The sequence below is a fragment of the Methyloversatilis discipulorum genome (genome assembly GCF_018780585.1).
In the GTDB taxonomy this organism is placed as follows: Bacteria; Pseudomonadota; Gammaproteobacteria; order Burkholderiales; family Rhodocyclaceae; genus Methyloversatilis; species Methyloversatilis discipulorum_B.
In genome coordinates, this window is record NZ_JADMJL010000034.1 from 1 (window position 1) to 22,363 (window position 22,363).

The following is a 22,363-nucleotide window of genomic DNA, read 5'->3' on the forward strand; positions in this document are numbered from 1 at the left end:
CCGGTCTGTCTCACTCTCATGCAAAGGTAAGATCAACCATTTAATCCGCTTACCCCGTATTCCAACCCGCGAACGACATTGAACTGGTGGGTGTTTACCTGTGGAATGCCCATGTGAGCGGTGCGATCTACCCCATCATTGGGGCTGCCGAGATCGCCCTGCGCAATGCCATCGACCGGGCACTGCGTGCGCATCTGGGGAACTTCTGGTGGTCGGGTGCCAAACTTCGGTACCGATCTTTCGTCCGGGGCTCGCCCCCTCCGCATCCAGTCCAAGCCGTACGGGATAATTTTGCGAAGGCCACGCGGAAATTCGTTGCCGAGCAACGCAGCCGATACGGTGTCACTGGTCATGTCACCCCAAACCACCACGGTGTGATGGCCAAGACGGAATTCTCGACGTGGGGATTCATGCTGGATCACGAGTTTATGGGCAATGGCTTGATCTGGCCGAGCCGACTGGGCACCGTCTTCGCTGGTTCTTGGCCCAGCTCCCACGCAGCCGTCATGCTTTCCCACGTTCATGACCTTGTTTCGACGGTAAGGGATTTTCGCAATCGACTGTTCCATCACGAGCCCGCATGGAAACGGTTCGGCGTGCTTACAGAATCTGACGCGCTGGCTCATCTGTTAGAAAAGATCGGAAAGATCGAAAGCTTGATGGCCCTGATCCATCCCGAGAATCTCCGACTCCTGGAGAGGAACGGCCTTCTGGCTACTGCACGGCGTGCATGTACCTCAAATGAAATCCGGCGCTTCCAGCATTTGACGCAGACCTACAAGGTGAGGTCTCTCGGGAAACTCCAGATGCTCGTTGATCAATGTGGGTTCGACGATAGCGTGATTTCAGCGAGGATCTACCTGGGAAGGCAGCGCCGCTTCCTGCTGACGCCCGGTTAGTGCGACGCGCTGTGTTCAAAGGATCCGACAAGGGAGTCTTCTTGCCTCTCCGCAGCCAATCTTGGGATTCACTAGCCGTGTAGTCATGCCGGTCAAGGAGCTAGTAACCTGAGTTTTTCGGGGGCGCCAAGTTCGAAATAGTTCTCGCTTTCCGGGCTCCGTTCGTAGGCCCTGAGAAAGAACATGGCAAGCTTTGCATGAGTTGCCAAATTTGGGTCTAGATCCAAAAAATCCAAAATTCCATGACCTTCGAAATCGTCGGCGATCGACCTGACGACGGACGGGCTTTTGCGCAGCAGGGGCTGCTATCAACACGCCAGCCACGCTGAGCGACATCAGGCCTTGGATGATCTGGTTGCTCAGGCCCGGGAGTTCAAGATGGGTACGAGTTGTCGCACGCTGCGCCCATCACTGGGCTTATGCCCGGAGCCGATCCCAGTCATCTGGCGGATGTCCGCTTTCCAGCATCTTGCGAAAAACCGGGTAGGTGACGTCGCTGCTTTCGTAGGCGCGTCAGCACCACCTCTCCGCTGGGGCGAATGGTGTCATTTTCAGAAGACGACTGCACCAATCAACGAGACATGAAGCCTGCTGTGCATACGGCTCCTGACAGCCCGATATCAGGACTCCTCTGCACGAAACTCGTCTATGCTCAATACTCGTGTGCACCAAAGCGAGGCGAGCATGGCGACCGATACCGTACCGATTGCCGAGCGCGGCGTAGCCACCCTGTCAGAACAGGCATGGGAGCGTGCTCGCTGCCGCGCGGAGATCATTGGGCCGTTGGCGCAGTCGGAGACGGTCGGGCATGAAGCGGCCGACGCAGCAGCCCAGGCGCTGGGTCTGTCCCGGCGGCAGGTCTACGTCCTGATCCGCCGTGCCCGGCAAGGTTCGGGGCTGGTCACTGATTTGGCTCTTGGACAGTCGAGCGGTGGCAAAGGTAAAGGCCGCTTGCCGGAGTCGGTCGAACGAATCATCCGCGAGCTACTGCAAAAGCGCTTCCTGACCAAGCAGAAGCGCAGCTTGGCGGCGTTCCACCGTGAAGTTGCGCGGGTGTGCAAGCTGCAAAAGCTGCGGATGCCGGCGCGCAACACGGTCGCGTTGCGGATCGCCAGCCTTGATCCACTCAAGACCACTCGACTTCGGGAAGGCCAGGATGCGTCCCGCATCCTGCAAGGTGTTGGCGGTGTTCCTCCGCCAGTCTCCGCACCGCTGGAGCAGGTACAGATCGACCACACAGTCATCGACCTGATCGTGGTGGACGAGCGCGACCGGCAACCGATTGGCCGTCCGTACCTGACCCTCGCCATCGACGTGTTCACCCGCTGCGTGGTTGGCATGGTGGTCACGTTAGAAGCGCCATCTGCCGTCTCGGTCGGCCTGTGCCTCGCACACGCCGGTTGCGACAAGCGCCCTTGGTTGGAAAGGTTGGACGTGGAAATGGACTGGCCGATGAGCGGCAAGCCCGCGCTGCTCTACCTGGACAACGCGGCCGAATTCAAGAGCGAGGCGCTACGCCGTGGCTGCGAGCAGCATGGCATCCGGTTGGACTATCGGCCTCTCGGGCAGCCGCACTATGGCGGCATCGTGGAACGGATCATCGGCACGGCGATGCAAATGATCCACGACGAATTGCCGGGGACGACCTTCTCCAACCCTGACCAGCGCGGGGAATACGCCTCCGAGAAGATGGCCGCCCTGACACTGCGCGAGCTGGAACGCTGGCTCGCATTGGCGGTTGGCACCTATCACGGCTCCGTGCACAACGGCCTGCTCCAACCGCCGGCCGCACGCTGGGCCGAAGCTGTCGCGCGTACCGGCGTTCCAACCGTCATCACTCGCACCACGGCTTTTCTGGTCGATTTCCTGCCCGTCCTCCGCCGCACCCTGACCCGCACTGGCTTCGTCATCGACCACATCCACTACTACGCCGATGCGCTCAAGCCGTGGATAGCTCGGCGCGACCGCCTGCCTGCGTTCCTGATCCGGCGCGACCCACGCGACATCAGCCGCATTTGGGTGCTGGAGCCGGAGGGGCAGCACTATCTGGAAATTCCATACCGTACCTTGTCGCACCCGGCTGTCACCCTCTGGGAACAACGGCAGGCGCTGGCGAAATTGCGGCAGCAAGGGCGCGAACAGGTGGATGAGTCGGCGCTGTTCCGCATGATCGGGCAGATGCGCGAAATCGTGACCACTGCGCAGAAAGCCACGCGCAAGGCGCGGCGCGACGCGGATCGACGCCAGCATCTCAAGTCAACGGAACAACCTGTCAAAACCACGCCACCAGCGGACACGGATATGGCAGACCCGCAGGCGGACAACCAGCCACCTGCCAAACCGTTCGACCAGATTGAGGAGTGGTAGCCGTGGACGAATATCCCATCATCGACCTGTCCCACCTGCTGCCGGCGGCCCAGGGCTTGGCCCGTCTCCCGGCGGATGAGCGCATCCATCGCCTTCGCGCCGACCGCTGGATCGGCTATCCGCGAGCAGTCGAGGCGTTGAACCGGCTGGAAGCCCTGTATACGTGGCCAAACAAACAACGCATGCCCAACCTGCTGTTGGTCGGTCCAACCAACAACGGCAAGTCGATGATCGTCGAGAAGTTCCGCCGCGCCCACCCGGCCAGCTCCGACGCCGACCAGGAGCACACCCCGGTATTGGTCGTGCAGATGCCGTCCGAGCCGTCGGTGATCCGCTTCTACGTCGCGCTGCTCGCGGCGATGGGAGCACCATTGCGACCGCGCCCACGGCTGCCGGAAATAGAGCAACTGGCGCTGACACTGCTGCGCAAGCTCGGTGTGCGTTTGCTGGTGATCGACGAGCTGCACAACGTCCTGGCCGGCAACAGCGTCAACCGCCGGGAATTCCTCAACCTGCTGCGCTTCCTCGGCAACGAATTGCGCATCCCGCTGGTCGGTGTGGGCACGCGCGATGCCTACCTGGCCATCCGCTCGGATGACCAGTTGGAAAACCGCTTCGAGCCCATGATGCTGCCGGTGTGGGAAGCCAACGACGATTGCTGCTCACTGCTGGCCAGCTTCGCGGCTTCGCTCCCGCTGCGGCGCCCCTCGTCTATTGCCACGCTGGATATGGCCCGCTACCTGCTCACGCGCAGCGAGGGCACCATCGGCGAGCTGGCGCACCTGTTGATGGCGGCGGCCGTCGCTGCCGTGGAGAGCGGTGAGGAAGCGATCAACAACCGCACGCTCAGCATGGCCGATTACACCGGCCCCAGCGAGCGGCGGCGGCAATTCGAGCGGGAACTGATGTGAAGCCAGCGCCACGCTGGCCACTGCATCCGGCTCCCAGGGAAGGCGAAGCCCTGTCTTCGTGGCTCAACCGCGTGGCCCTTTGCTATCACATGGAAGTGTCCGAGCTGCTGGAGCACGATCTTGGTCACGGCCAGGTTGATGACCTGGACACCGCGCCACCACTGGCGCTGCTGGCGATGCTCTCCCAGCGGAGCGGTATCGAGCTGGATCGGCTGCGCTGCATGAGTTTCGCCGGCTGGGTGCCTTGGCTACTGGACAGCCTTGATGATCAGATTCCAGCCGCATTGGAAACCTATGCGTTCCAGCTCTCGGTACTGCTGCCGAGACTCCGCCGTCAGACGCGATCCATCACGAGCTGGCGTGCCTGGCTGCCCACCCAACCGATACACCGCGCCTGTCAGCTCTGCCTGAACGATCCGGAGAACCAAGCCGTACTGCTCGCGTGGAAGCTGCCCCTGATGCTGAGCTGCCCACTGCATGGCTGCTGGCTGGAATCCTATTGGGGCGTGCCAGGGCGGTTTCTCGGCTGGGAGAACGCCGACGCCGAACCGCGCACTGCCAGCGACGCGATTGCGGCGATGGACCAGCGTACCTGGCAGGCACTGACGACCGGCCATGTGGAACTGCCGCGCCGACGCATCCACGCCGGATTGTGGTTTCGGCTGCTACGCACGCTGCTCGACGAGCTGAACACCCCGCTTTCGGCGTGCGGCACCTACGCGGGGTATCTCCGCCAAGTCTGGGAAGGCTGCGGGCATCCGCTGCGTGCAGGGCAAAGTCTGTGGCGACCGTATGAAACCCTGAACCCGGCAGTACGGTTGCAGACGCTGGAGGCGGCGGCAACGGCGATCCACTTGATTGAAGTGAGGGATATAAGCCCGCCGGGCGAGCAGGCAAAGCTATTCTGGTCCGAGCCCCAAACCGGGTTCACCAGTGGACTGCCAGCGAGAGCGCCGAAGCCCGAACCTGTCGATCACTGGCAACGGGCGGTCCAGGCCATTGATGAGGCGATCATTGAAGCGCGGCACGACCCCGAGACGGCCCGCTCGCTGTTCGCGTTGGCTTCCTTTGGTCGGCGCGACCCCGCTTCCCTGGAACGGTTGCGCACCACCTTCGCGAAGGAAGGCATCCTCCCTGAATTTCTGTCACATTATGAGCCTGATGGACCCTTTGCATGTCTTAGACAGAATGACGGGTTAAGTGACAAATTTTGACGGCCCGAACTTTCCGGTGCACACTGTCACATAATCGAACGTATATGTGACAGGTACAAGATGCTGATTGGCTACATGCGAGTATCGAAGGCGGATGGCTCCCAAGCGACGGACTTGCAGCGCGATGCGCTGGTCGCGGCCGGTGTTGATCCGGCGCATCTCTATGAAGACCAAGCGTCCGGAAAACGCGAGGATCGTCCCGGTCTGGCGAGCTGTCTGAAGGCACTACGGCTAGGCGACACGTTGGTCGTTTGGAAACTGGATCGGCTCGGGCGCGACCTGCGCCATCTGATCAATACCGTCCATGACCTGACCGGACGCGGCATCGGCCTCAAGGTGCTGACCGGGCACGGCGCGGCCATCGACACCACGACCGCCGCCGGCAAGCTGGTCTTCGGTATCTTCGCCGCGCTGGCCGAGTTCGAGCGTGAGTTGATCGCCGAGCGCACTGTGGCGGGCCTGGCCTCAGCACGGGCACGCGGCCGGAAAGGCGGCCGGCCGTTCAAGATGACCGCCGCCAAGCTGCGGCTGGCGATGGCGGCAATGGGGCAGCCAGAGACCAAGGTCGGCGACCTGTGCCAGGAACTTGGCGTCACGCGACAGACCCTGTATCGGCATATTTCACCCAAGGGCGAGCTACGTCCAGATGGCGAGAAGCTACTCAGCCGAATTTGATGCCGACATGAGGCGACGTAGCGAAAGCGTGGTTTGTCTCAATTTGACGGCGGCGAACCGCAAGCGTTCGGTTCGCCGTTCGTTTCGGTCGCAGTGCTGGCCCGCGCCTGGAAACGTTGATAACACTCCAGCCCGCAGAAGTGCTCGACGTACTCCGCGCCTTCCGGTGTGAAGGCGGCATCGAGCGGGATTTCCTTCAGCACACGCAGCAACTGGTGGCGGTCGGATCATTTGCATTCATGGTGGCACCCCTCCATTGACTGACGAAGACGGCGAATGCCGCCGCCGGCATCGGCTTTGCGAACAGAAAGCCTTGCCCGCGCTCGAACGCTTGGGCCAGTTCCGCCGTAGTCCATCCATCCGGCCGGGAAGCGCTCATGATCTTTCCCTCAATGCCCGCAACGCCCGCGCCAGTGACAGAAGGAACAGGCCGGTCAAACCGAGCGCCGTGATGACCCAATACTCGACAAGGAATGCACCGGCGGTTGTGCCGGCCAGCACGGCAGCAAGGATGGGCAGGTGGCAGGGGCAAGTCAGCACGGCCAGCGTGCTCCACAGGTAGCCGGTGATCGGTTTGCGCGTCTCGGACGGCAAGTTCTCGGGGCTGTTCACGGCAGACTCTCCGCGTGCTGTGCCGGCTCGGTCGGCATGGTGGCCAACTGCACTTCCAGATCGGCCAACGCTTCGCGCCGACGCTCGACGAACTGGCGCAAAACGGCAAGCTGCGCGGCCACTTCATCGCCGTCCGCAGCATCCAGCGCCCGATATAGCCGCGCAAGTACGTCCAGGCCGATGCCCGCCTCGAAGGCGGCTCGCACGAAGCACAGTCGCTGCAAGGCGGCGTCATCGAACAGGCCGTAGCCACCCGTGGTGCAGGCGACTGGCCGCAGCAATCCACGCAGCAGGTAATCGCGCACGATATGCACACTCACCCCGGCATCAAAGGCCAACCGGGACACCGTGTAGGCGTTCATCGAACACCTCCTTTTCCTCATCCGGCACAGCACGAAAGCTGCTTCACGTCCTTGCTGAAGGTCTGCGCCGCGAGCTTCAACCCCTCGACCATCGTCAGGTAGGGGAACAACTGGTCGGCCAGTTCCTGCACCGTCATGCGGTTGCGAATGGCGAGAACAGCCGTCTGGATCAATTCGCCCGCTTCCGGGGCGACGACCTGCACGCCGATGAGCCGTCCGCTACCTTCCTCGATGACGAGCTTGATAAAGCCGCGCGTGTCGAAGTTGGCGAGCGCACGCGGCACGTTATCCAAGGTCAAGGTGCGACTGTCGGTCTCGATTCCGTCGTGATGCGCTTCCGCTTCGCTGTAGCCCACGGTTGCCACTTGCGGATCGGTGAACACCACGGCCGGCATCGCGGTCAGGTCGAGGGCCGCGTCGCCGCCTGTCATGTTGATCGCGGCACGGGTGCCCGCCGCTGCCGCCACATAGACGAATTGCGGCTGGTCGGTGCAGTCGCCGGCGGCATAAATGTGCGGCGTGCTGGTGCGCATGCCCTTGTCGATGACGATGGCCCCTTGCGCATTGACGGCGACCCCCGCCGCGTCCAGTGCCAGGCTGCGCGTGTTCGGCGTCCGCCCGGTAGCGATCAGCAGCTTGTCGGCGCGCAATTCCCCGTGCGCCGTGGTCAGCACGAATTCGCCGTCCACATGCGCGACCTGGCTGGCTTGCGTGTGTTCCAGTACCTTGATCCCTTCGGCACGGAAGGCGGCCGTCACGGCCTCGCCGATGGCCGTGTCTTCGCGGAAGAACAAGGTGCTGCGCGCCAGGATCGTGACCTGGCTGCCGAGCCGGGCAAACGCTTGCGCCAGTTCCAGCGCCACCACCGACGAGCCGATCACGGCCAGGCGTTCGGGAATGGTGTCGCTGACCAGGGCCTCGGTCGAAGTCCAGTAGGGTGACTCTTTCAAGCCCGGAATCGGCGGCACGGCTGGGCTGGCACCCGTGGCGACCAGGCAACGGTCGAAAGCCACCACGCGCTCGCCGCCATCGTTCAAACGGACGGCAAGACTCTGGTTGTCCTTGAAACGCGCTTCACCACGCAGAACGGTGATGGCCGGATTGCCATCCAGGATGCCTTCGTACTTGGCATGGCGGAGTTCATCGACGCGGGCCTGCTGCTGGGCTAGTAGTTTGCTGCGATCAATCGCAGGCATGGTCGCCGCAATGCCGCCATCAAACGGGCTTTCCCGGCGTAAATGGGCGATGTGAGCGGCGCGAATCATGATCTTGGACGGCACGCAACCGACGTTGACGCAGGTGCCGCCGATGGTGCCGCGCTCGATCAGTGTGACGTGCGCGCCTTGCTCGACAGCCTTCAGTGCTGCCGCCATCGCGGCTCCACCGCTGCCGATCACGGCGACCTGCAACGGGCGTTCGCTGCCACTGTGCTTATCGGCGGCACCCATCCATCCGCGCACCTTGTCGAGCAATCCGGCGCGGTTGTCCGTCGGCGGAGCATCGGCAAGCGTTGCCTTGTAGCCCAGTCCGGCCACGGCCGCAGCCAGCGCATCCGGTGACGTGCCCGCCTCGATGGCGAGTTGCGCTGTGCCCTTCGGATAGGACACCATCGCCGACTGCACGCCGGGTACTTTTTCCAAGGCATCCTTGACGTGCACAGCGCACGAATCGCAGGTCATCCCGGTGATCTTCAGGGTGGTCATGTATTTTTCCTTTTCTGTGGTGGCTACGGCTGTTGCCGTCAGCCACGTTGTTCTGGCAATTCACAGCTGTCCGGCCCGCAGCGGCGATGTGCTGGCGAGATGAAATCCCAGACCGACACCCCAACCATCAAGGCCAGGCCGACATAGAGCAGCCCACCGCTCTGCCAGCCATAAGCCCGCATTAAAAACACCGCTGCCAGCGCCAAGATCGGGCCTATCGTGCCGAGCGCCGTGCGTCGCCACTGTCGATGATTAAGCCAAGCGATAGCATTGGCGAGTAGCGCGATGCCGGCGAACATCGGCAGCAGGATGCCAATGAATAGCCCTTCGTACTGGCTCAAGAAGCCCAGTCCGATGGCCGCGCCCAAGCTGGCGATGGCAGGAAAACAGGCCGCGCAACCCATCGCGGAAACGACGCTGCCGAGCGCGCCGGTTTTGTCAGCGATGCGCGTGATGAGTCCCATGTGTCGCTCCCGAATTCGGTTCAACGGATCAGCGTTTGGCGCTGGACGGATAGCCCGCGTCCTCGGTCGCCTTGGTCAACTTCTGGACGTTGGTCTTGGCATCGTCGAAGGTGACGACGGCCTGGCGCTTGTCGAAACTTACGTCGGTCTTGCTCACACCCTCGACCTTGGAAAGCGCGTGCTTGACAGTGATCGGGCAAGAGGCGCAGGTCATGCCAGGCACGGACAGCGTGACGGTCTGAGTGGCGGCGAACACGGGGGCAACGAAAGCGGCGAGAGCGAGGGAGGCAAACAGCTTTTTCATGATGAACTCCTGATTAGTAGAAAAATGGCATGACGTAGGGAAAACCAAGCGCGACCAAGACCAACACGGCGACGAACCAGAAAATGAGCTTGTAGGTGGTGCGCACTTGCGGAATCGCGCACACCTCGCCCGGCTTGCAGGCTGCGGTCGGTCGGACGATGCGCCGCCAGGCAAAGAACAGTGCAACCAGCGCCGCGCCGATGAAGATCGGCCGATACGGCTCCAATACCGTCAGGTTGCCGATCCAAGCGCCGCTGAACCCCAAGGTGACCAGAACCAGCGGCCCCAGGCAGCAGGCCGAGGCGAGGATGGCAGCCAGCCCGCCGGCGAAGAGCGCCCCGCGCCCGTTTTGTGGTTCAGACATGCGCGTGTCCTTTCGAATTTAAATTGGATAGCGTAACCTTACTTCCGTAGTCATGTACGGAGTCAAGCAATATGGAAAACAATTTGGAAAATCTGACCATCGGCGTTTTCGCCAAGGCGGCCGGGGTCAACGTAGAGACCATCCGGTTCTATCAGCGCAAGGGCTTGTTGCCGGAGCCGGACAAGCCTTACGGCAGCATCCGCCGCTATGGCGAGGCGGATGTAACGCGGGTGCGGTTCGTGAAATCAGCCCAGCGGCTGGGCTTCAGTCTGGATGAAATAGCCGAACTGCTGCGGCTGGAGGATGGCACCCATTGCGAGGAAGCCAGTAGTCTGGCCGAGCACAAGCTCAAGGACGTGCGCGAAAAAATGACTGACTTGGCGCGTATGGAGTCGGTGCTTTCCGAACTTGTGTGTGCCTGCCACCTGCGGCAGGGGAATGTTTCTTGCCCGCTGATTGCTTCACTGCAAGGGAAGAAAGAACCGCGCAGTACCGACGCGGTGTAGCCAAGGGAACTACGCCTAAGCGTGCTTTATTTTCCGTTTTCTGAGGTGACGTCAACCGTCAGAAAAAACCGTGCGGCCGACTTTTGATAATTCGTGCTATCGCCTTCTGAAAATGACAAATGGCGTAGTGGATCTTGTCGTACTTGCCCAGCTCGAAGGGGTGCAAAATGGGTGTGCTTTTGGTCGGGTCGGCGGACGCGGGTTCGATTCCTTCCGGCGTGACGTGCCAGGATCCCCCTGTTTAGCCACTCGCCGGCCAATCTCGTCTCTACTGAGACGAAACGGTGCTGCTCTTGTCTCTAATGAGATGTCGTGACTTTCTGAAGTGAGACCGGTGTGGGTAGGTCATTGAGATCGCTCGAAGGACATTCTCGTCTCTAGTGAGAATCTACGTTTGGGCCAAGCAGGGTGATGACTCCCTGTTGATCCGAAACGAATTGGTCGTAATGTCCGATGACGATCCCGACAAGGCGCTGAGAACCCTCGCAACCCACGGAGTTTAAGCTCCAAATCCACTCAAGCTCCTCCCATTACGGGGGGAGCTTTTCATTGTGCGGCTCTCTTCGTCCTCAAGACAATTGCCAGCCAATCTTGACTCTACCAACACGAAAGGGCGCTGTTCGTGTCTCTAGCAGGAATCTACGTTCGTCGGGGATATCCTTCAACCAGTTGTCGAGCATCAGCCACACGACCGGCCAAAGAAGCGGCCAAAATCGCCAATTGAGTAAATTTGTCCATATTTTTCGCATACTTACCAATCGCCTGTTAATCGCGAAGAACCGGCCAAATGACCGTCAAAGGCGCGGCGGTCGCGGGTTCGATTCCTTTCTGCGTGACGTGCCAAGATCCCCCTGATTAGCCACTCGCCGGCCAATCTCGTCTCTACTGAGACGAAAGGATGCTGCTCTTGTCTCTAATGAGATGTCGTGACTTTCTGAAGTGAGACCGGTGCGGGTAGGTCATTGAGATCGCTCGAAGGACGTTCTCGTCTCTAGTGAGAATCTACGATAAAAAAGCCGGCGGATGACGGTTTTTTTATCGCGTCGCTGAGAGAGTGATCAAGCGGGGGGTGAGAACGTGGCCTCTCCCCAATATGCCTTCAGGTTAACGAGCAGAGATCCTCGGCAAGCGACCTGCACTCAACCGGCCCAGATTCCGACGAGATCAACGCGCAACGCTGATAGGGCAAATGCAAGTTCGGGGGGCTCGGACGCTAACCAGTATGGAGATAGACGCTCGCTTGCTCATGAAGATCGCGACCTCGCGGCAGCTACCGCTGCTGCGGGCTGATCGGTCGGCGTGTGTGGCCTCAGTATGGCGATGCTCAGCAGAAAGCCGCCGTGCGGACCTCTGCTTGTAAGGTTCATCACCACTTCGCGGCAGGCACCGTACAGTACGCTGTGTGCAACACGTGTGACGCCGGCGGTCATTTCTTCGTCTGACAGCTTCGGGCCTGGCCACTCAAAATGGCCGACACACTCGATGTCGATCGAATACGGTACGCATGGGTGTAAACCGCTTTCGAGCGTGATCTTCTGGAGAGCGATGAAAGCTGGGTGATTCTCGCCCGCATTGATCTGGCGGACATCAATCTTCGATTCTGGGAGTGGAATGTCTTCCTCTTCCAAAGTTGCCTGACGCATCTCCTGCTTTTTCAGCAGTTCCGCATGAGCACCGGAATCGAACCGCGGGTTCGCATCGATGTGCAACTTCGGGAAGAAGTAGTTAACCAGCAGGATGCTCTCAGCGCTCACGATGCAACCTCAGCAATTGACTGCCTTCTTGTTGAGCACGCTCTCCGTCCACCAGGCGCTATCGACGACGGGTTCCGAAACACCGCTGATGGCCGGTGCTCTGTGAATCATCACGGGTAAACCGTTCGCCGCCACGCGTGGATAAAGGCCACAGACGTGGTTCTGAACGCCAACGTCTTCCCGATCTAAGGAAAAGTTGAGCCTTGCCTTCAAGGCCCGCGCGAACTTGAGCATGGACTCAATGGTCAGGTTCGACTCCCCTCTGAATACTTTTGTCACATAGGCAGGGCTGGTCTCAATGCGCTCCGCTAGTTCTTTGTAGCTGATATCGCGGAACTGCCGTTCCTCTTCAAAAGCAAGGGCAATGTCGAGCTTGAGCGAATCGAGTTCCCACTCAAATGACTCGCGCTCGGCAGCGACGATCGGAGCCAGCTCGGCATTCCACTCCACAGATTGGTTGGATTTCACATTAGTCCTCTATCGTCAGGTCTTGGCTTCACTTCGAATCAAAGTAGGCTTTGCGCCAAGCTGCTGCAGCGTCGACCTCGCTCGTTGGCGTCTTCTGAGACTTTTTCACAAAACCGTGGCTGCATATCACGACCGTCTCGCCGTGTCCTTTGAACCACAACAGCCTGTAGTCACCCTTCTTGAACTCGTAGATTTCCTGCCCTACGTGATGGGCAAGCGTTGACGAAAATCGAGCGAGGCCTTCGGTGGCGACTCGCTCGAGCAGAACTCTCAGCCCCCTCACTGCGGGGTTGTCGACCTTCAGAAAATCTGTAGTCGCGCACTTGCCTCTGTGATCCTCGACCGCGGCAACCCGGAAGCACTTTTGGCTGATCGTTCTTAGCTTCAAGATTAACCTATAAGTTAAGTTGTGGCGTGGTTGTTACATTTCAACGAGGCGAATTTCACGTAACAACCAGCAGAGCGGCGAACTTGCGCGCGGTGGCGACGATGATGCGGTCGGCCAGGTTCTTATGGAAGCCCCCCGGCAGTTGCATGCTCTTCACGGCGATTTAACAACGATAAGGGACGCAGCAACAATCCCGCACGATGGTAATAGGGGACAGACCACGTTTCTCGCGCCCCTAGGACTCGAAGGATGAGTTGCGTTCTGATGCTCACGTATGAGCCAGCGCCTCGCTCGAGTGCTGCAGGTTGCGCTGGGGACGTCTGTGATGTCTGGCAGGTGCTACCATGGTGCTACCCATATTCAGGAGGTCGCGATGACCGCTACGACCACGCTGAAACTTCCGGACGAACTGAAGGCGCGCATCGCTGCGGTGGCGCAACAGTCCGGCAAGAGTGCGCATGCTTTCATGGTTGAGGCGCTCGAACTGCAGACCGAACTGGCCGAACGTCGCACAGCCTTCGTGGCCGATGCGCTGCTGGCGCGTGAAGAGGTTGCGCGTTACGGACTGGTGGTGGATGCCGACGAGGTGTTCGATTACCTGAAGGCGCGCGCCGAAGGAAGAGGCGCCCGCAAGCCCGATCCGTCGTCGATCTAAGCAGCGGGCCTCATTGTGATTACCCGTGTAGTGCTGGCGCCGCGCGCGCTGGCAGATCTGGAACGTCTGACCGATTTCCTGCTGCAGGCCGATGCGCCTGCAACTGCTGCCGAGACGCTGCCCATCCTGCAATCCGGCTTCGCGGTGCTGCGCGAGCATCCTTTGATCGGACGCAAGGTCGAGCACGACCTCCGGGAGTTGGTCATTTCACGCGGCCGAACCGGTTACGTGGGCCTGTATGACTACGACGCCGGTCGCGATGTCGTCATCGTGCTTGCCGTACGGCATCAGCGGGGGGGATACGGCGCTTGAACCCCGCGCGTTGGCCTCCGAAGGTGACGCTTGCAGTCCCGACCGCCTCAGGGTCACCATGTCGGCGGGTTGAATACGTTCCCGGATCTGCTTGACCATTGGAGGCTTACGACAATGAAAGGCACCACACTTCGTATTTCCGCGCTTGCATTCCTTTTCTCCGCTTCGCTCCCCGCGCTGGCCGTCACCAGCACCTTTGACACGGATGCCGAAGGCTGGAGCGCCCAGGGTGACATCGAGGGGCCGCTGACCTGGAGTGCCATCGGCGGCAATCCGGGCGGCAATGTGTTCATCGACGACCTGACCACCGGCGGCGTCACCTACTTCGTCGCTCCCTCGCAGTTCCTCGGCAACTTCGCCGGCGCTTTCGGTTCGCAACTCACCTTCGACCTGATGCAGCGCTATCCGGGCGGGCCGAACCAGTTCGACGACGAGGACGTGATCCTGTCGGGCGGCGGCCTCACCGTCGTCTATGACACAGCGAACAATCCGGTCAACAACGGCTGGACGTCGTATTCGGTTCCGCTGTCGGCGGCCGGCTGGCGACTGAACACCCTGTCGGGCAGCGCGCCGACGGACGAGCAGTTTCTCGCCGTACTGTCGAACCTGAGTTCGCTGAGAATTCGGGCGGAATATCAGACCGGTGCCGACGTCGGTCATCTGGACAACGTCGCCCTCGTGCCGGAGCCGACCACCGTCTTGATGCTGCTATCCGGCATCGGCTGCGTCGCGTTCGCTGCACGCCGGAAGCGGCGCGCGGTGGATTGAGGCGAGCACGCGTTTCGAGCCTTCATGCGACGTGGGCGGCCGGTTATGAGCTGCGTGCTCGCAGTGCCCGTTCGTCGGCCTGGATCGCCGCCTCGCGACGGACGGGACACGCCAGCTGCGTAAAAGACGCGGACGCGGCGGCGTGGTCAGGTTCCGTCGCCCGCCGCGCGTAACCGTGACCGCACGCCTTGCGCGGTTACCCCGCAGTCGATGAATGCCATTGCACGAAGCGCCTGGCGCAGGACCTGCTCATTTTTCTGCGATGGCTGTGGGCGCGGTGTTGACGGGCAGGCACAGCGCCGCGGTCAGCAGTGCAAGGCTCATGTGGCATAGATAGATAGCATCGAAATCGCCACGATGCAGCGTTGCACCGCCCAGCAGCAGCACGGTGAGGGCGACGCCCATGACCGAGCCGATCTGCCGTATCGCCTGGTTGACCGCGCTGCCGACGGCGTAGTGGGCGGGCGGCAGACGGCTGACCGCGGCGCCTGACAGTGAAGGCAGGACCATGCCCACGCCAGTACCGCTCAACAACATGCCCGGCAGCCAATGCGTCAGATATGCGGGCTCGATACCGGGCACCATCAGGAACCACAGCGCGCTGGCCGCGTAGATCAGACAACCCGCGATAAGCACGGGGCGGTGACCGTGCCGACCGGCCAGGCGACCCGACAGCGCGGCCACCGGAACCACCAGCAGCGGCCCGGGTGCCATCGCCAAGCCGGCCAGTGGGAGCGGATAGCGCCAGATCGAATTCATGTAGAAGAAGAATGCGAAGAACATCATCGAGAACGCGGTGCCGAAGCTCAGCGTTGCGAGATTGACGTAGCGGTACGTGGGGTTGCGAAACAGCTTGAGGTCCACCAGCGGCGCCTCCGCAAACCGCGCCCAGGCGACGAATCCGAGGATGCTCGCCACGCCGGCGCCGGCCGTTGCCAGCAGTTCACGACGTGACCAGGCAGGCGAGTCGGCCTGCACGATGGACAGCGCCAGCGCGCCGATGCCGACGACGAGCACGCTCATTCCCACCAGATCGAGCGGACGTCCCCGTGTCGGCTGCTTTGCTTCGGTCAGCAGCGTTGCACCACGCCAGATGGCCAGGATGCCCAAAGGCACGTTCAGGTAGAAAGCCCATTGCCAGCCGAACGAAGCCACCACGAACGCCCCCAGGCTGGGGCCCACCGCCGCGGCCAGTCCGCCGACCGCGCCCCACAGACTGACGGCCACAGCGCGCTTGTCTGTCGGGAACGCTGCCAGTACGAGCGAGAGCGAGGCCGGCGTCAGCATCGCAGCACCGAGAGCCTGCAGCACTCTTGCCGCGACCAGCCACTCCACGCTGACCGCCAGGCCACAGGCGGCGGATGCCGCCAGAAACAGCGCAACACCGACGAGAAACACCCGCTTGCGCCCGTGTCGGTCTGCCAATCCGCCGGACGGGATCAGCATTGCGGCATAGACCACCGTGTAGGCATTGAGCACCCACGAAAGGTCTGCCGCAGTGGCGTCGGGAAAGCCGGCCCGCAAGGCGCTGAAGGCCGCGAACAGCATGGTGCCGTCCATGGAGACAAGAAACACCGCCAGACTGGCCACCCAGAACACCGGCCATGGAGAGGCGGTGTTGGGGGGCGAGCCGGGGAGTGCCGCTGCCGCGACGGCAGGCGACGGTGTGATCGTCGGGCTTTTCGGGACCGTCATGGGGCGCTCTCAGTCATGTGGCGATCCCCGATGGCCGTGCGCCTGCAGTTCTTGCACGGGCTGGAAGATCGGGGCCGATTCAGGCGAGCCCGAACGTCTTGCGCAGGCCCTTCTCGACCGGACCAGCGGGCATGAAGCGGCGCAGCTTGGCCAGCAGCGAGGCTTCGCCTTTCGGGGTGTGGCGCATCTTCCATGCCCCCAGCGCGGCGTCGACGATCACCGCCGCGACCCCGTCAGGCTGGGGCGCCTTCTGGACATTTCTCCGGATGGCCTGCGAAACGGTGCCGAGTTCCTTTTCGTAGTCGGGAATCCTGGACGCTGCCTGCGGCGCGTTGAGATCCAGATTGGTCCGGGTGAAGGAGGGTTCGACAAGCGCCACACGGATGCCGAACTGGCGGACCTCGTGATCCAGCGTTTCGGACAGGCCTTCGACGGCATGCTTGGATGCCGCATAGAGCGCCATGTAAGGCGCCGGCAGGAAGCCCAGCACCGAACTGACATTGACGATGCGACCGGACCCCTGTTTGCGCATGTGGGGCAGCACGGCCTTGATCGTACGCAGCAGGCCGAAGAGGTTGGTGTCGAACAGCGTCTGGGCTTCGGAGATCGACGTCTCCTCCGCTGCGCCCAGCAGGGTCACGCCGGCACTGTTGACCAGCACGTCGATGCGTGCGGCCTGCGTGATGACGGTCCGGATTCCGCGCTCGATCGACGCTTGGTCACGGACGTCCATCTCGATGAATGAAACGCCGGGTATCGGCGCTGCCTGCGCGGCGTTGCGCACGGTACCGAACACCCGGCAACCCAGCGCGGCCAGCCTGATGGCGGCGGCACGTCCGATGCCCGATGACACGCCGGTGACGATGACGACTTCGGAGTGCGACATGGCAGTTCCTTTCTGTATGAGGCGAGTGGAGTGATGACTGATCAGCTTTGCGCCGGTGCTGGCCTGATCCTGAACCAGATGGAATACATGGCCGGCAGGAACACCAGTGTCAGCACCGTGCCGGCGAAGGTGCCGCCGATCAGGGTGTAGGCGAGCGTTCCCCAGAACACCGACTGGGTGAGCGGGATGAAGGCCAGGATGGCGGCGAGGGCGGTCAGGATGACCGGACGCGCGCGCTGCACGGTGGCTTCCACCACCGCATCGAAGGGGCCCAGCCCCGCCTTCTCGTTGTCGTGGATCTGGCCGATCAGGATGAGCGTGTTGCGCATCAGGATGCCCGCCAGCGCAATCAGGCCGACCAGCGCGTTGATGCCGAAGGGCTGGTTGAACAGCAGCAGGGTGGGCACGACACCGATCAGGCCCAGCGGCGCAGTGGCGAACACCATCGTCATCGCCGAGATCGAGCGGACCTGGAAGATGATGGTGATCAGCGTCAGCGCGATCATGACCGGGAAGACCGGCAGCAAGGCGCTGTTGGCCTTGGCGGATTCCTCGATCGAGCCGGCCAGTTCGATCCGGTAACCGGCAGGCAGTCTGGCGATGATGGGCTGAAGATCCTGCCACACCGCAGTGGACACATCCGGCGGCTGCAGGCCCTCGGCGATGTCGCCGCGTACGGTGATGGTCGGCGTGCGGTCGCGGCGACGCAGGATCGGGTCTTCCATCTGGACCTCCACGGTGCCCACCTGCGACAGCGGAATCCGCTCGCCGGTCGCGCCGACCAGCGTGAAATCGCCGATCCGGGCCGGATCCAGCCGGGTGTGCCCGGCCGAACGGGCAGCGACCTGAACCGAACGGATGTCTTCGCGCACCTCGGTAATGGGGATGCCGCTCAACAGGAACTGAAGCTGCTGCGCCACGTCGCTGGAGGTGAGGCCGAGGCTCTGCAGCCGGTCCTGGTCGAGCGAGAAGCGCAGCGTGGGCACGCGCTCTCCCCAGTCGGTATTGACCGTGCGCATCTGGGGCGAGGCCTGCATCACGGCACGCACCTCTGCAGCGATCTCGCGCAGCGTGTCGGCGTCCGGCCCCATCACGCGGAAGGCCACCGGGAAGGGCGAGGGCGGGCCGAACACCAGTTGGGTCGCCCGCACGCGCGCCTCCGGCACCAGACCGTCGGCCACCGCCTGCCGCAGCTTCAGCTTGAGTGTTTCGCGCGCAGCCTGGTCGTCGGTCAGGACGACGATCTTCGAGAAGGACGGATCGGGCATTTCCGGCGCCATGGCCAGGTAGAAGCGCGGTGCTCCCTGGCCGATGTAGGCGGTCACGATCTTCGCTTCCGGCTGCGCGGCCAGCCACGCCTCGACCTTGGCGACCGCCGCACTCGTCTGCTGGATCGCGGTGCCATAGGGCATCTGTACTTCGATCAGCACCTCGGGCCGGTCCGAAGTCGGAAAGAACTGCTTGTTGACCACGCCCATGCCCAGCACGGCGATGGCGAAGGTGCCGATCACGCTCGCCGCCACCAGCCATTTGCGCTGGATCACCGATCCCAGCAGGCGGCGGAAGCGCTGGTAGTTCGGCGTCGCGTAGATCGCACCGTGCCCGCCCTCGCGCGGCGTGTAATCGGGCAGCAGTTTGACCCCGAGGTAGGGCGTGAACACCACGGCGACGATCCAGGATGCGATCAGGGCAATGCCGACCACCCAGAACATGTTGCTGGTGTATTCGCCGGCCGTCGATTTGGCGAAGCCGTTCGGCATGAAGCCGATCGCCGTCACCAGTGTCCCCGACAGCATGGGCGCCGCGGTATGGCTCCACGCATAGGCGGCTGCACGGATGCGGTCGTAGCCTTCCTCCATCTTCACCACCATCATCTCGATCGCGATGATCGCGTCGTCGACCAGAAGACCCAGGGCCAGAATCAGTGAACCCAGGGTAATGCGGTCAAAGTTCTTGCCGGTGGCAGCCATGACGACGAAGACTGCGGCCAGGGTCAGCGGCACTGCGGCCGAGACCACGATGCCGGCACGCCAGCCCATGCTGAGGAAGCCCACCAGCATCACCACGCCGAGCGCGGCAATGAACTTGAGCATGAACTCGTCGACGGCCGAACTGATGTTGACCGACTGGTCCGTGACCCTGGAAAGGCTTATGCCCAGCGGGAGCTCGGCGTTGATCGCAGCGGCTTCCGCCTCCAGCGCGCGGCCAAGATCGAGGCCGTTCCAGCCCTCGCGCATCACGACCTCGAGCATCAGCGCCGGCTCGCCGTTGTTGCGGATGAGGAAGGTGGCCGGGTCTTCGTAGCCGCGCTTCACCTCGGCAACGTCGCCGAGCTTGAGCGTACGTCCGCGCGCAGCGACCGGCGTGTTCCGGATCGCCTCCAGGTCGTCGATCGCTCCGTCCAGCCGGATGAACACCTGCGGTCCCTTGGCTTCGATCGAGCCGGCGGGCGTCATGACGTTGCGCCCGTTCAGCGCCGCAAAGAGGGCTTGCGGGGAGACGCCCAGGGTCGCGAGGCGGTCGTGGGAGAACTCGACGAAGATCCGTCCGGCCTGCTCGCCGATGATGTTCACCTTGTTGACGCCCGGCACGTGCAGCAGACGCTGACGCAGGGTCTCGGCATCGCGCACCAGCTGCCGATGCGCAGCGCCGTGCGCCTTCAAGGCGTACAGCGCGAAGGTCACGTCGGCGTATTCGTCATTGACCATCGGGCCGATGACGCCACGCGGCAGCTTGAGTGCCTCGTCGCCGAGCTTCTTGCGCGCCTGATAGAACTCGTCGGGGACGTCAGCCGGCGGCGTACTGTCGAGCAGGGTCAGCGTGGTGAAGGCCAGGCCCGGTCGCGTATAGGTCTCGGACCGGTCATACCAGCGCAGTTCCTGCAGGCGCTTTTCGAGCGGCTCGGCGACGAGTTCTTCCATCTCCTTTGCCGTGGCCCCGGGCGAGGCCGTCACCACGGTCATCTGCTTGATCGTGAAGGCCGGGTCTTCCGCCCGGCCCAGCGTCAGGAACGCCACCGCGCCAGCGACGAAGATCACGATCATCAAGAACAGGGTGACCGACCGCTCGCGTACGGCAAGGGCCGAGAGGTTGAAGGCGCTGGTCGAATCACCCCCCTCATGGCGGGAAGGGTGCGCCCCCTCGGTCGAGTGCGTCGGAGCGCTCATTGCCGCTCTCCGCTGGACGCCGCCACACGTGCGGGGGTTTTGCTGTCGGCCACTCGCACGTGCTCGCCTTCCTGCAGCAGGTGGGCGCCGAGCACGACGATGCGATCGCCGGCGGAGACGCCACCGGTGACCGCAGCGGTTTCCTCACCGAGGCCGGTCACCTGCACCGCACGCCAGGTGACGCGGGTTCCTTGTTCCTGGCTTCCCCCTTGTTCCTGGCGTCCCTCTTCCTCGACCACCCATACGCCAGGCCCTTTGCCCGGGTCGAAGATCGCACCGATCGGTACCTGCACTGCGGGGCCGGAGCGGTCGCGGGAGATCTGGATCGAGACGGTCGAGCCCAGAGGCGCTTCCGCCAGGCGGCCTTCCAGCACGTAGCGTGCCTCGAAGGTGCGCGTGAGTGGGTTGGCGGCGTCAGACAACTGGCGTAAGCGGGCCGGGCCGGTGAGCCCGCTGCCATAAAGGGTCGCGACCCCTGCCGAGCCGACCGCCGGGCGCAAGGTTTCCGGGAGATTGACGACTGCTTCGCGGCGCCCGAAATTGGCCACACGGACGACCACTTGCCCGGCGCCGACGACCTGGCCCGGCTCCACCAGGGTGTCCACCACCACGCCGTCCGCGTCGGCGAGCAGGACGGCGTAGCCGGTTTCATTGCGGGCCATGTCGGCCTGAGCCTTGGCCGCCTCCAGTTCCGCCCGCGCCGCGTCGGCGGCGGCCTTGATCTTGTCGTAGGCAGAGGCCGATACGGCGCCCGTCGCGACGAGATCGCGGTATCGCGCTTCGTCGTCCGCGGTCTGGCGCGCCCGCGCTGCGGCAGCGGTCACCGCCTCGTCACGGGCGCGCGTGGCAAGCCGCAAGTCGGTGGGATCGATGCGCATGAGCGGCTGGCCGCGCTTGACGGTCTGCCCGGTGTCGACCAGACGTTCCAGGATCTTGCCCGGAACGCGGAAGCCCAGGTCGCTCTGCACCCGCGCCGCAACGACGCCGGTGAAGGACCGGTCAGCCTGCACCGCGGCCTCAACCGCTCCCACCCGCACCAGCGGAATCTGGGTGCGCGCGTCGATCGAGGACGTGGCCTCGCCGCACGCCGCCAGCGTCAGGGGCAGCAGACCGACGGCGGCGAGGAAGGGAATATTGCAACGCTGAAACATGGCGACCTCCGGGAACACGAAGGCCTCCATCTTCATTCGAGTGACTATGGTTGTCAATAGTCACTACGTGCGGACGTGGGAACGCTCTAAGGCGCCAGACTGCGCAGCACCAGATTGGAAAGCTGCGTCGGTGCCTCGTCGGCCACATCCAGGTTGTACTGGAGCAGCAGCGGATTGACGTAGGGCTGCATGACCAGATCGATCGCCTGCACCGTCTCGTCCAGCGGGGTCTTGCGTTCGAACTCGCCACTTTCCCGGCCCTCGCGGACGATCTCGGTGAGGATCTGCCGGATGCGCTCGCAGTAGGCGCGTGCGGACGGCCAGCCCTCGCCGGCCGAGTGCGCGGCGATGTCGTACAGCTTGCGGTCGTTGAAGAACAGGCCCACGCCGGTTGATACCAAGGTCCTGAACATGCGGCGGAATTTTTCGGTGGGCGTGGGTGCGCCAGCCACCGCCTCCTCGACCGCAAGGATGATGGCGCTCAAGGTGGTGGCGCAGATGGCCTCGCCGATCGCCTGCTTGGAATCGAAGAACTTGTAGATGTAGGCCTTGGAAAAGCCGATTGCCTTGGCCAGATCCGAAACGGTGGTCTTTTCGTAGCCGTAGTGGCTGAAGTGTTCTCCGGCCGCCGCGACGATCTGCTCTCGAACGCTGTGGTCGGCGGGGCCGCGCGAGTGGGGTGTAGAAGTGTCGATTTCGCTCATGGAAAAACAATACCGCGTCGATGATGGCTTGACA

The 22,363-nt window shown here is 62.7% G+C and carries 24 protein-coding genes and 1 pseudogene; 9 read left to right on the forward strand and 16 right to left on the reverse strand.

The window, feature by feature from the left end; all coding sequences use genetic code 11:
• Positions 1-86: 86 nt before the first annotated feature.
• Positions 87-899, forward strand: coding sequence for a CAAX protease (locus tag IV112_RS14655; protein ID WP_296809816.1), 813 nt, complete (start codon positions 87-89; stop codon positions 897-899).
• Positions 900-1,316: 417 nt separating this feature from the next.
• Here the strand turns inward: IV112_RS14655 and IV112_RS14660 are convergent.
• Positions 1,317-1,400 (reverse strand): annotated as a pseudogene (locus tag IV112_RS14660) (type II toxin-antitoxin system YhaV family toxin); the annotation flags it as partial.
• 183 nt (positions 1,401-1,583) lie between these two features.
• Here IV112_RS14660 and IV112_RS14665 point away from each other — a divergent pair.
• From IV112_RS14665 to IV112_RS14680, 4 genes are read left to right on the forward strand one after another with little or no spacing between them, the layout of a single operon-like run.
• Complete coding sequence (locus IV112_RS14665; RefSeq protein WP_011494284.1) at positions 1,584-3,266, forward strand: Mu transposase C-terminal domain-containing protein; 1,683 nt, start codon at positions 1,584-1,586, stop codon at positions 3,264-3,266.
• A gap of 2 nt (positions 3,267-3,268) precedes the next feature.
• Positions 3,269-4,177: a TniB family NTP-binding protein gene (locus IV112_RS14670; RefSeq protein WP_018228477.1), complete on the forward strand. Its 909-nt coding sequence runs from the start codon at positions 3,269-3,271 to the stop codon at positions 4,175-4,177.
• Positions 4,174-5,391 (forward strand): TniQ family protein, encoded by a 1,218-nt coding sequence (locus tag IV112_RS14675; protein ID WP_026187900.1) that lies wholly within the window; start codon positions 4,174-4,176, stop codon positions 5,389-5,391. Before IV112_RS14670 ends, IV112_RS14675 begins: the two co-directional genes overlap by 4 nt.
• A 60-nt stretch (positions 5,392-5,451) precedes the next feature.
• Entirely contained in the window at positions 5,452-6,066 is a 615-nt protein-coding gene (locus IV112_RS14680) for a recombinase family protein (RefSeq protein WP_018228479.1), read from the forward strand.
• Positions 6,067-6,104: 38 nt separating this feature from the next.
• Here IV112_RS14680 and IV112_RS21575 read toward each other — a convergent pair whose 3' ends face one another.
• The 7 genes from IV112_RS21575 to merT all read right to left on the reverse strand — a co-directional run bounded on the left by IV112_RS21575 (position 6,105) and on the right by merT (position 9,875).
• Positions 6,105-6,269: a DUF3330 domain-containing protein gene (locus IV112_RS21575; protein WP_438362243.1), complete on the reverse strand. Its 165-nt coding sequence runs from the start codon at positions 6,267-6,269 to the stop codon at positions 6,105-6,107.
• 172 nt (positions 6,270-6,441) lie between these two features.
• Complete coding sequence (merE, locus tag IV112_RS14690; protein ID WP_018228480.1) at positions 6,442-6,678, reverse strand: broad-spectrum mercury transporter MerE; 237 nt, start codon at positions 6,676-6,678, stop codon at positions 6,442-6,444.
• Complete coding sequence (gene merD, locus IV112_RS14695) at positions 6,675-7,040, reverse strand: mercury resistance co-regulator MerD (protein ID WP_018228481.1); 366 nt, start codon at positions 7,038-7,040, stop codon at positions 6,675-6,677. The genes merE and merD overlap by 4 nt, the downstream gene beginning before the upstream one ends.
• A gap of 17 nt (positions 7,041-7,057) precedes the next feature.
• Entirely contained in the window at positions 7,058-8,743 is a 1,686-nt protein-coding gene (gene merA, locus IV112_RS14700; RefSeq protein ID WP_018228482.1) for a mercury(II) reductase, read from the reverse strand.
• Positions 8,744-8,781: 38 nt separating this feature from the next.
• Complete coding sequence (merC, locus tag IV112_RS14705; protein WP_018228483.1) at positions 8,782-9,207, reverse strand: organomercurial transporter MerC; 426 nt, start codon at positions 9,205-9,207, stop codon at positions 8,782-8,784.
• 28 nt (positions 9,208-9,235) lie between these two features.
• Positions 9,236-9,511 (reverse strand): mercury resistance system periplasmic binding protein MerP, encoded by a 276-nt coding sequence (merP, locus tag IV112_RS14710; RefSeq protein ID WP_018228484.1) that lies wholly within the window; start codon positions 9,509-9,511, stop codon positions 9,236-9,238.
• Positions 9,512-9,524: 13 nt separating this feature from the next.
• The gene (merT, locus tag IV112_RS14715) at positions 9,525-9,875 is read right to left on the reverse strand and encodes a mercuric ion transporter MerT (RefSeq protein ID WP_005798838.1); all 351 of its coding nucleotides are present in this window, start codon (positions 9,873-9,875) and stop codon (positions 9,525-9,527) included.
• A 71-nt stretch (positions 9,876-9,946) separates the two neighbouring features.
• On the opposite strand from merT, the gene merR reads away from it, so the two are divergent.
• Positions 9,947-10,381 carry an Hg(II)-responsive transcriptional regulator gene (gene merR / locus IV112_RS14720; protein ID WP_005798840.1) on the forward strand — a complete coding sequence of 145 codons (435 nt, stop codon included), beginning with the start codon at positions 9,947-9,949 and terminating at the stop codon, positions 10,379-10,381.
• A gap of 1,244 nt (positions 10,382-11,625) precedes the next feature.
• Here merR and IV112_RS14725 read toward each other — a convergent pair.
• Genes IV112_RS14725 through IV112_RS14735 form a run of 3 tightly spaced genes read right to left on the reverse strand, consistent with a single transcriptional unit; the run spans position 11,626 to position 12,991 of the window.
• Positions 11,626-12,135 (reverse strand): hypothetical protein, encoded by a 510-nt coding sequence (locus tag IV112_RS14725; RefSeq protein ID WP_304004463.1) that lies wholly within the window; start codon positions 12,133-12,135, stop codon positions 11,626-11,628.
• A 9-nt stretch (positions 12,136-12,144) separates the two neighbouring features.
• A complete protein-coding gene (locus IV112_RS14730; protein ID WP_304004464.1) occupies positions 12,145-12,603 on the reverse strand; it encodes a helix-turn-helix domain-containing protein in 459 nt (152 codons plus the stop codon).
• Positions 12,604-12,631: 28 nt separating this feature from the next.
• Complete coding sequence (locus IV112_RS14735) at positions 12,632-12,991, reverse strand: type II toxin-antitoxin system RelE/ParE family toxin (protein WP_304004465.1); 360 nt, start codon at positions 12,989-12,991, stop codon at positions 12,632-12,634.
• 373 nt (positions 12,992-13,364) lie between these two features.
• On the opposite strand from IV112_RS14735, the gene IV112_RS14740 reads away from it, so the two are divergent.
• The 3 genes from IV112_RS14740 (at position 13,365) to IV112_RS14750 (ending at position 14,726) form a co-directional block, all read left to right on the forward strand.
• Positions 13,365-13,646, forward strand: coding sequence for a CopG family ribbon-helix-helix protein (locus IV112_RS14740; protein ID WP_304004467.1), 282 nt, complete (start codon positions 13,365-13,367; stop codon positions 13,644-13,646).
• 15 nt (positions 13,647-13,661) lie between these two features.
• Positions 13,662-13,958: a type II toxin-antitoxin system RelE/ParE family toxin gene (locus IV112_RS14745; protein WP_304004469.1), complete on the forward strand. Its 297-nt coding sequence runs from the start codon at positions 13,662-13,664 to the stop codon at positions 13,956-13,958.
• Between the two features lie 114 nt (positions 13,959-14,072).
• Positions 14,073-14,726 (forward strand): laminin B domain-containing protein, encoded by a 654-nt coding sequence (locus tag IV112_RS14750; RefSeq protein WP_304004471.1) that lies wholly within the window; start codon positions 14,073-14,075, stop codon positions 14,724-14,726.
• 249 nt (positions 14,727-14,975) lie between these two features.
• On the opposite strand, the gene IV112_RS14755 is transcribed toward IV112_RS14750, so the two are convergent.
• The 5 genes from IV112_RS14755 to IV112_RS14775 form a co-directional block, all read right to left on the reverse strand.
• Complete coding sequence (locus IV112_RS14755; RefSeq protein ID WP_304004473.1) at positions 14,976-16,421, reverse strand: MFS transporter; 1,446 nt, start codon at positions 16,419-16,421, stop codon at positions 14,976-14,978.
• 79 nt (positions 16,422-16,500) lie between these two features.
• Entirely contained in the window at positions 16,501-17,307 is an 807-nt protein-coding gene (locus IV112_RS14760) for an oxidoreductase (protein ID WP_304004475.1), read from the reverse strand.
• 41 nt (positions 17,308-17,348) lie between these two features.
• Positions 17,349-20,474, reverse strand: a complete 3,126-nt coding sequence (locus IV112_RS14765) for an efflux RND transporter permease subunit (protein WP_304004477.1) — start codon at positions 20,472-20,474, stop codon at positions 17,349-17,351.
• Positions 20,471-21,661: an efflux RND transporter periplasmic adaptor subunit gene (locus tag IV112_RS14770; RefSeq protein ID WP_304004479.1), complete on the reverse strand. Its 1,191-nt coding sequence runs from the start codon at positions 21,659-21,661 to the stop codon at positions 20,471-20,473. The genes IV112_RS14765 and IV112_RS14770 overlap by 4 nt, the downstream gene beginning before the upstream one ends.
• Before the next feature lie 50 nt (positions 21,662-21,711).
• The gene (locus tag IV112_RS14775) at positions 21,712-22,329 is read right to left on the reverse strand and encodes a TetR/AcrR family transcriptional regulator (protein ID WP_304004481.1); all 618 of its coding nucleotides are present in this window, start codon (positions 22,327-22,329) and stop codon (positions 21,712-21,714) included.
• Positions 22,330-22,363: the final 34 nt, after the last annotated feature.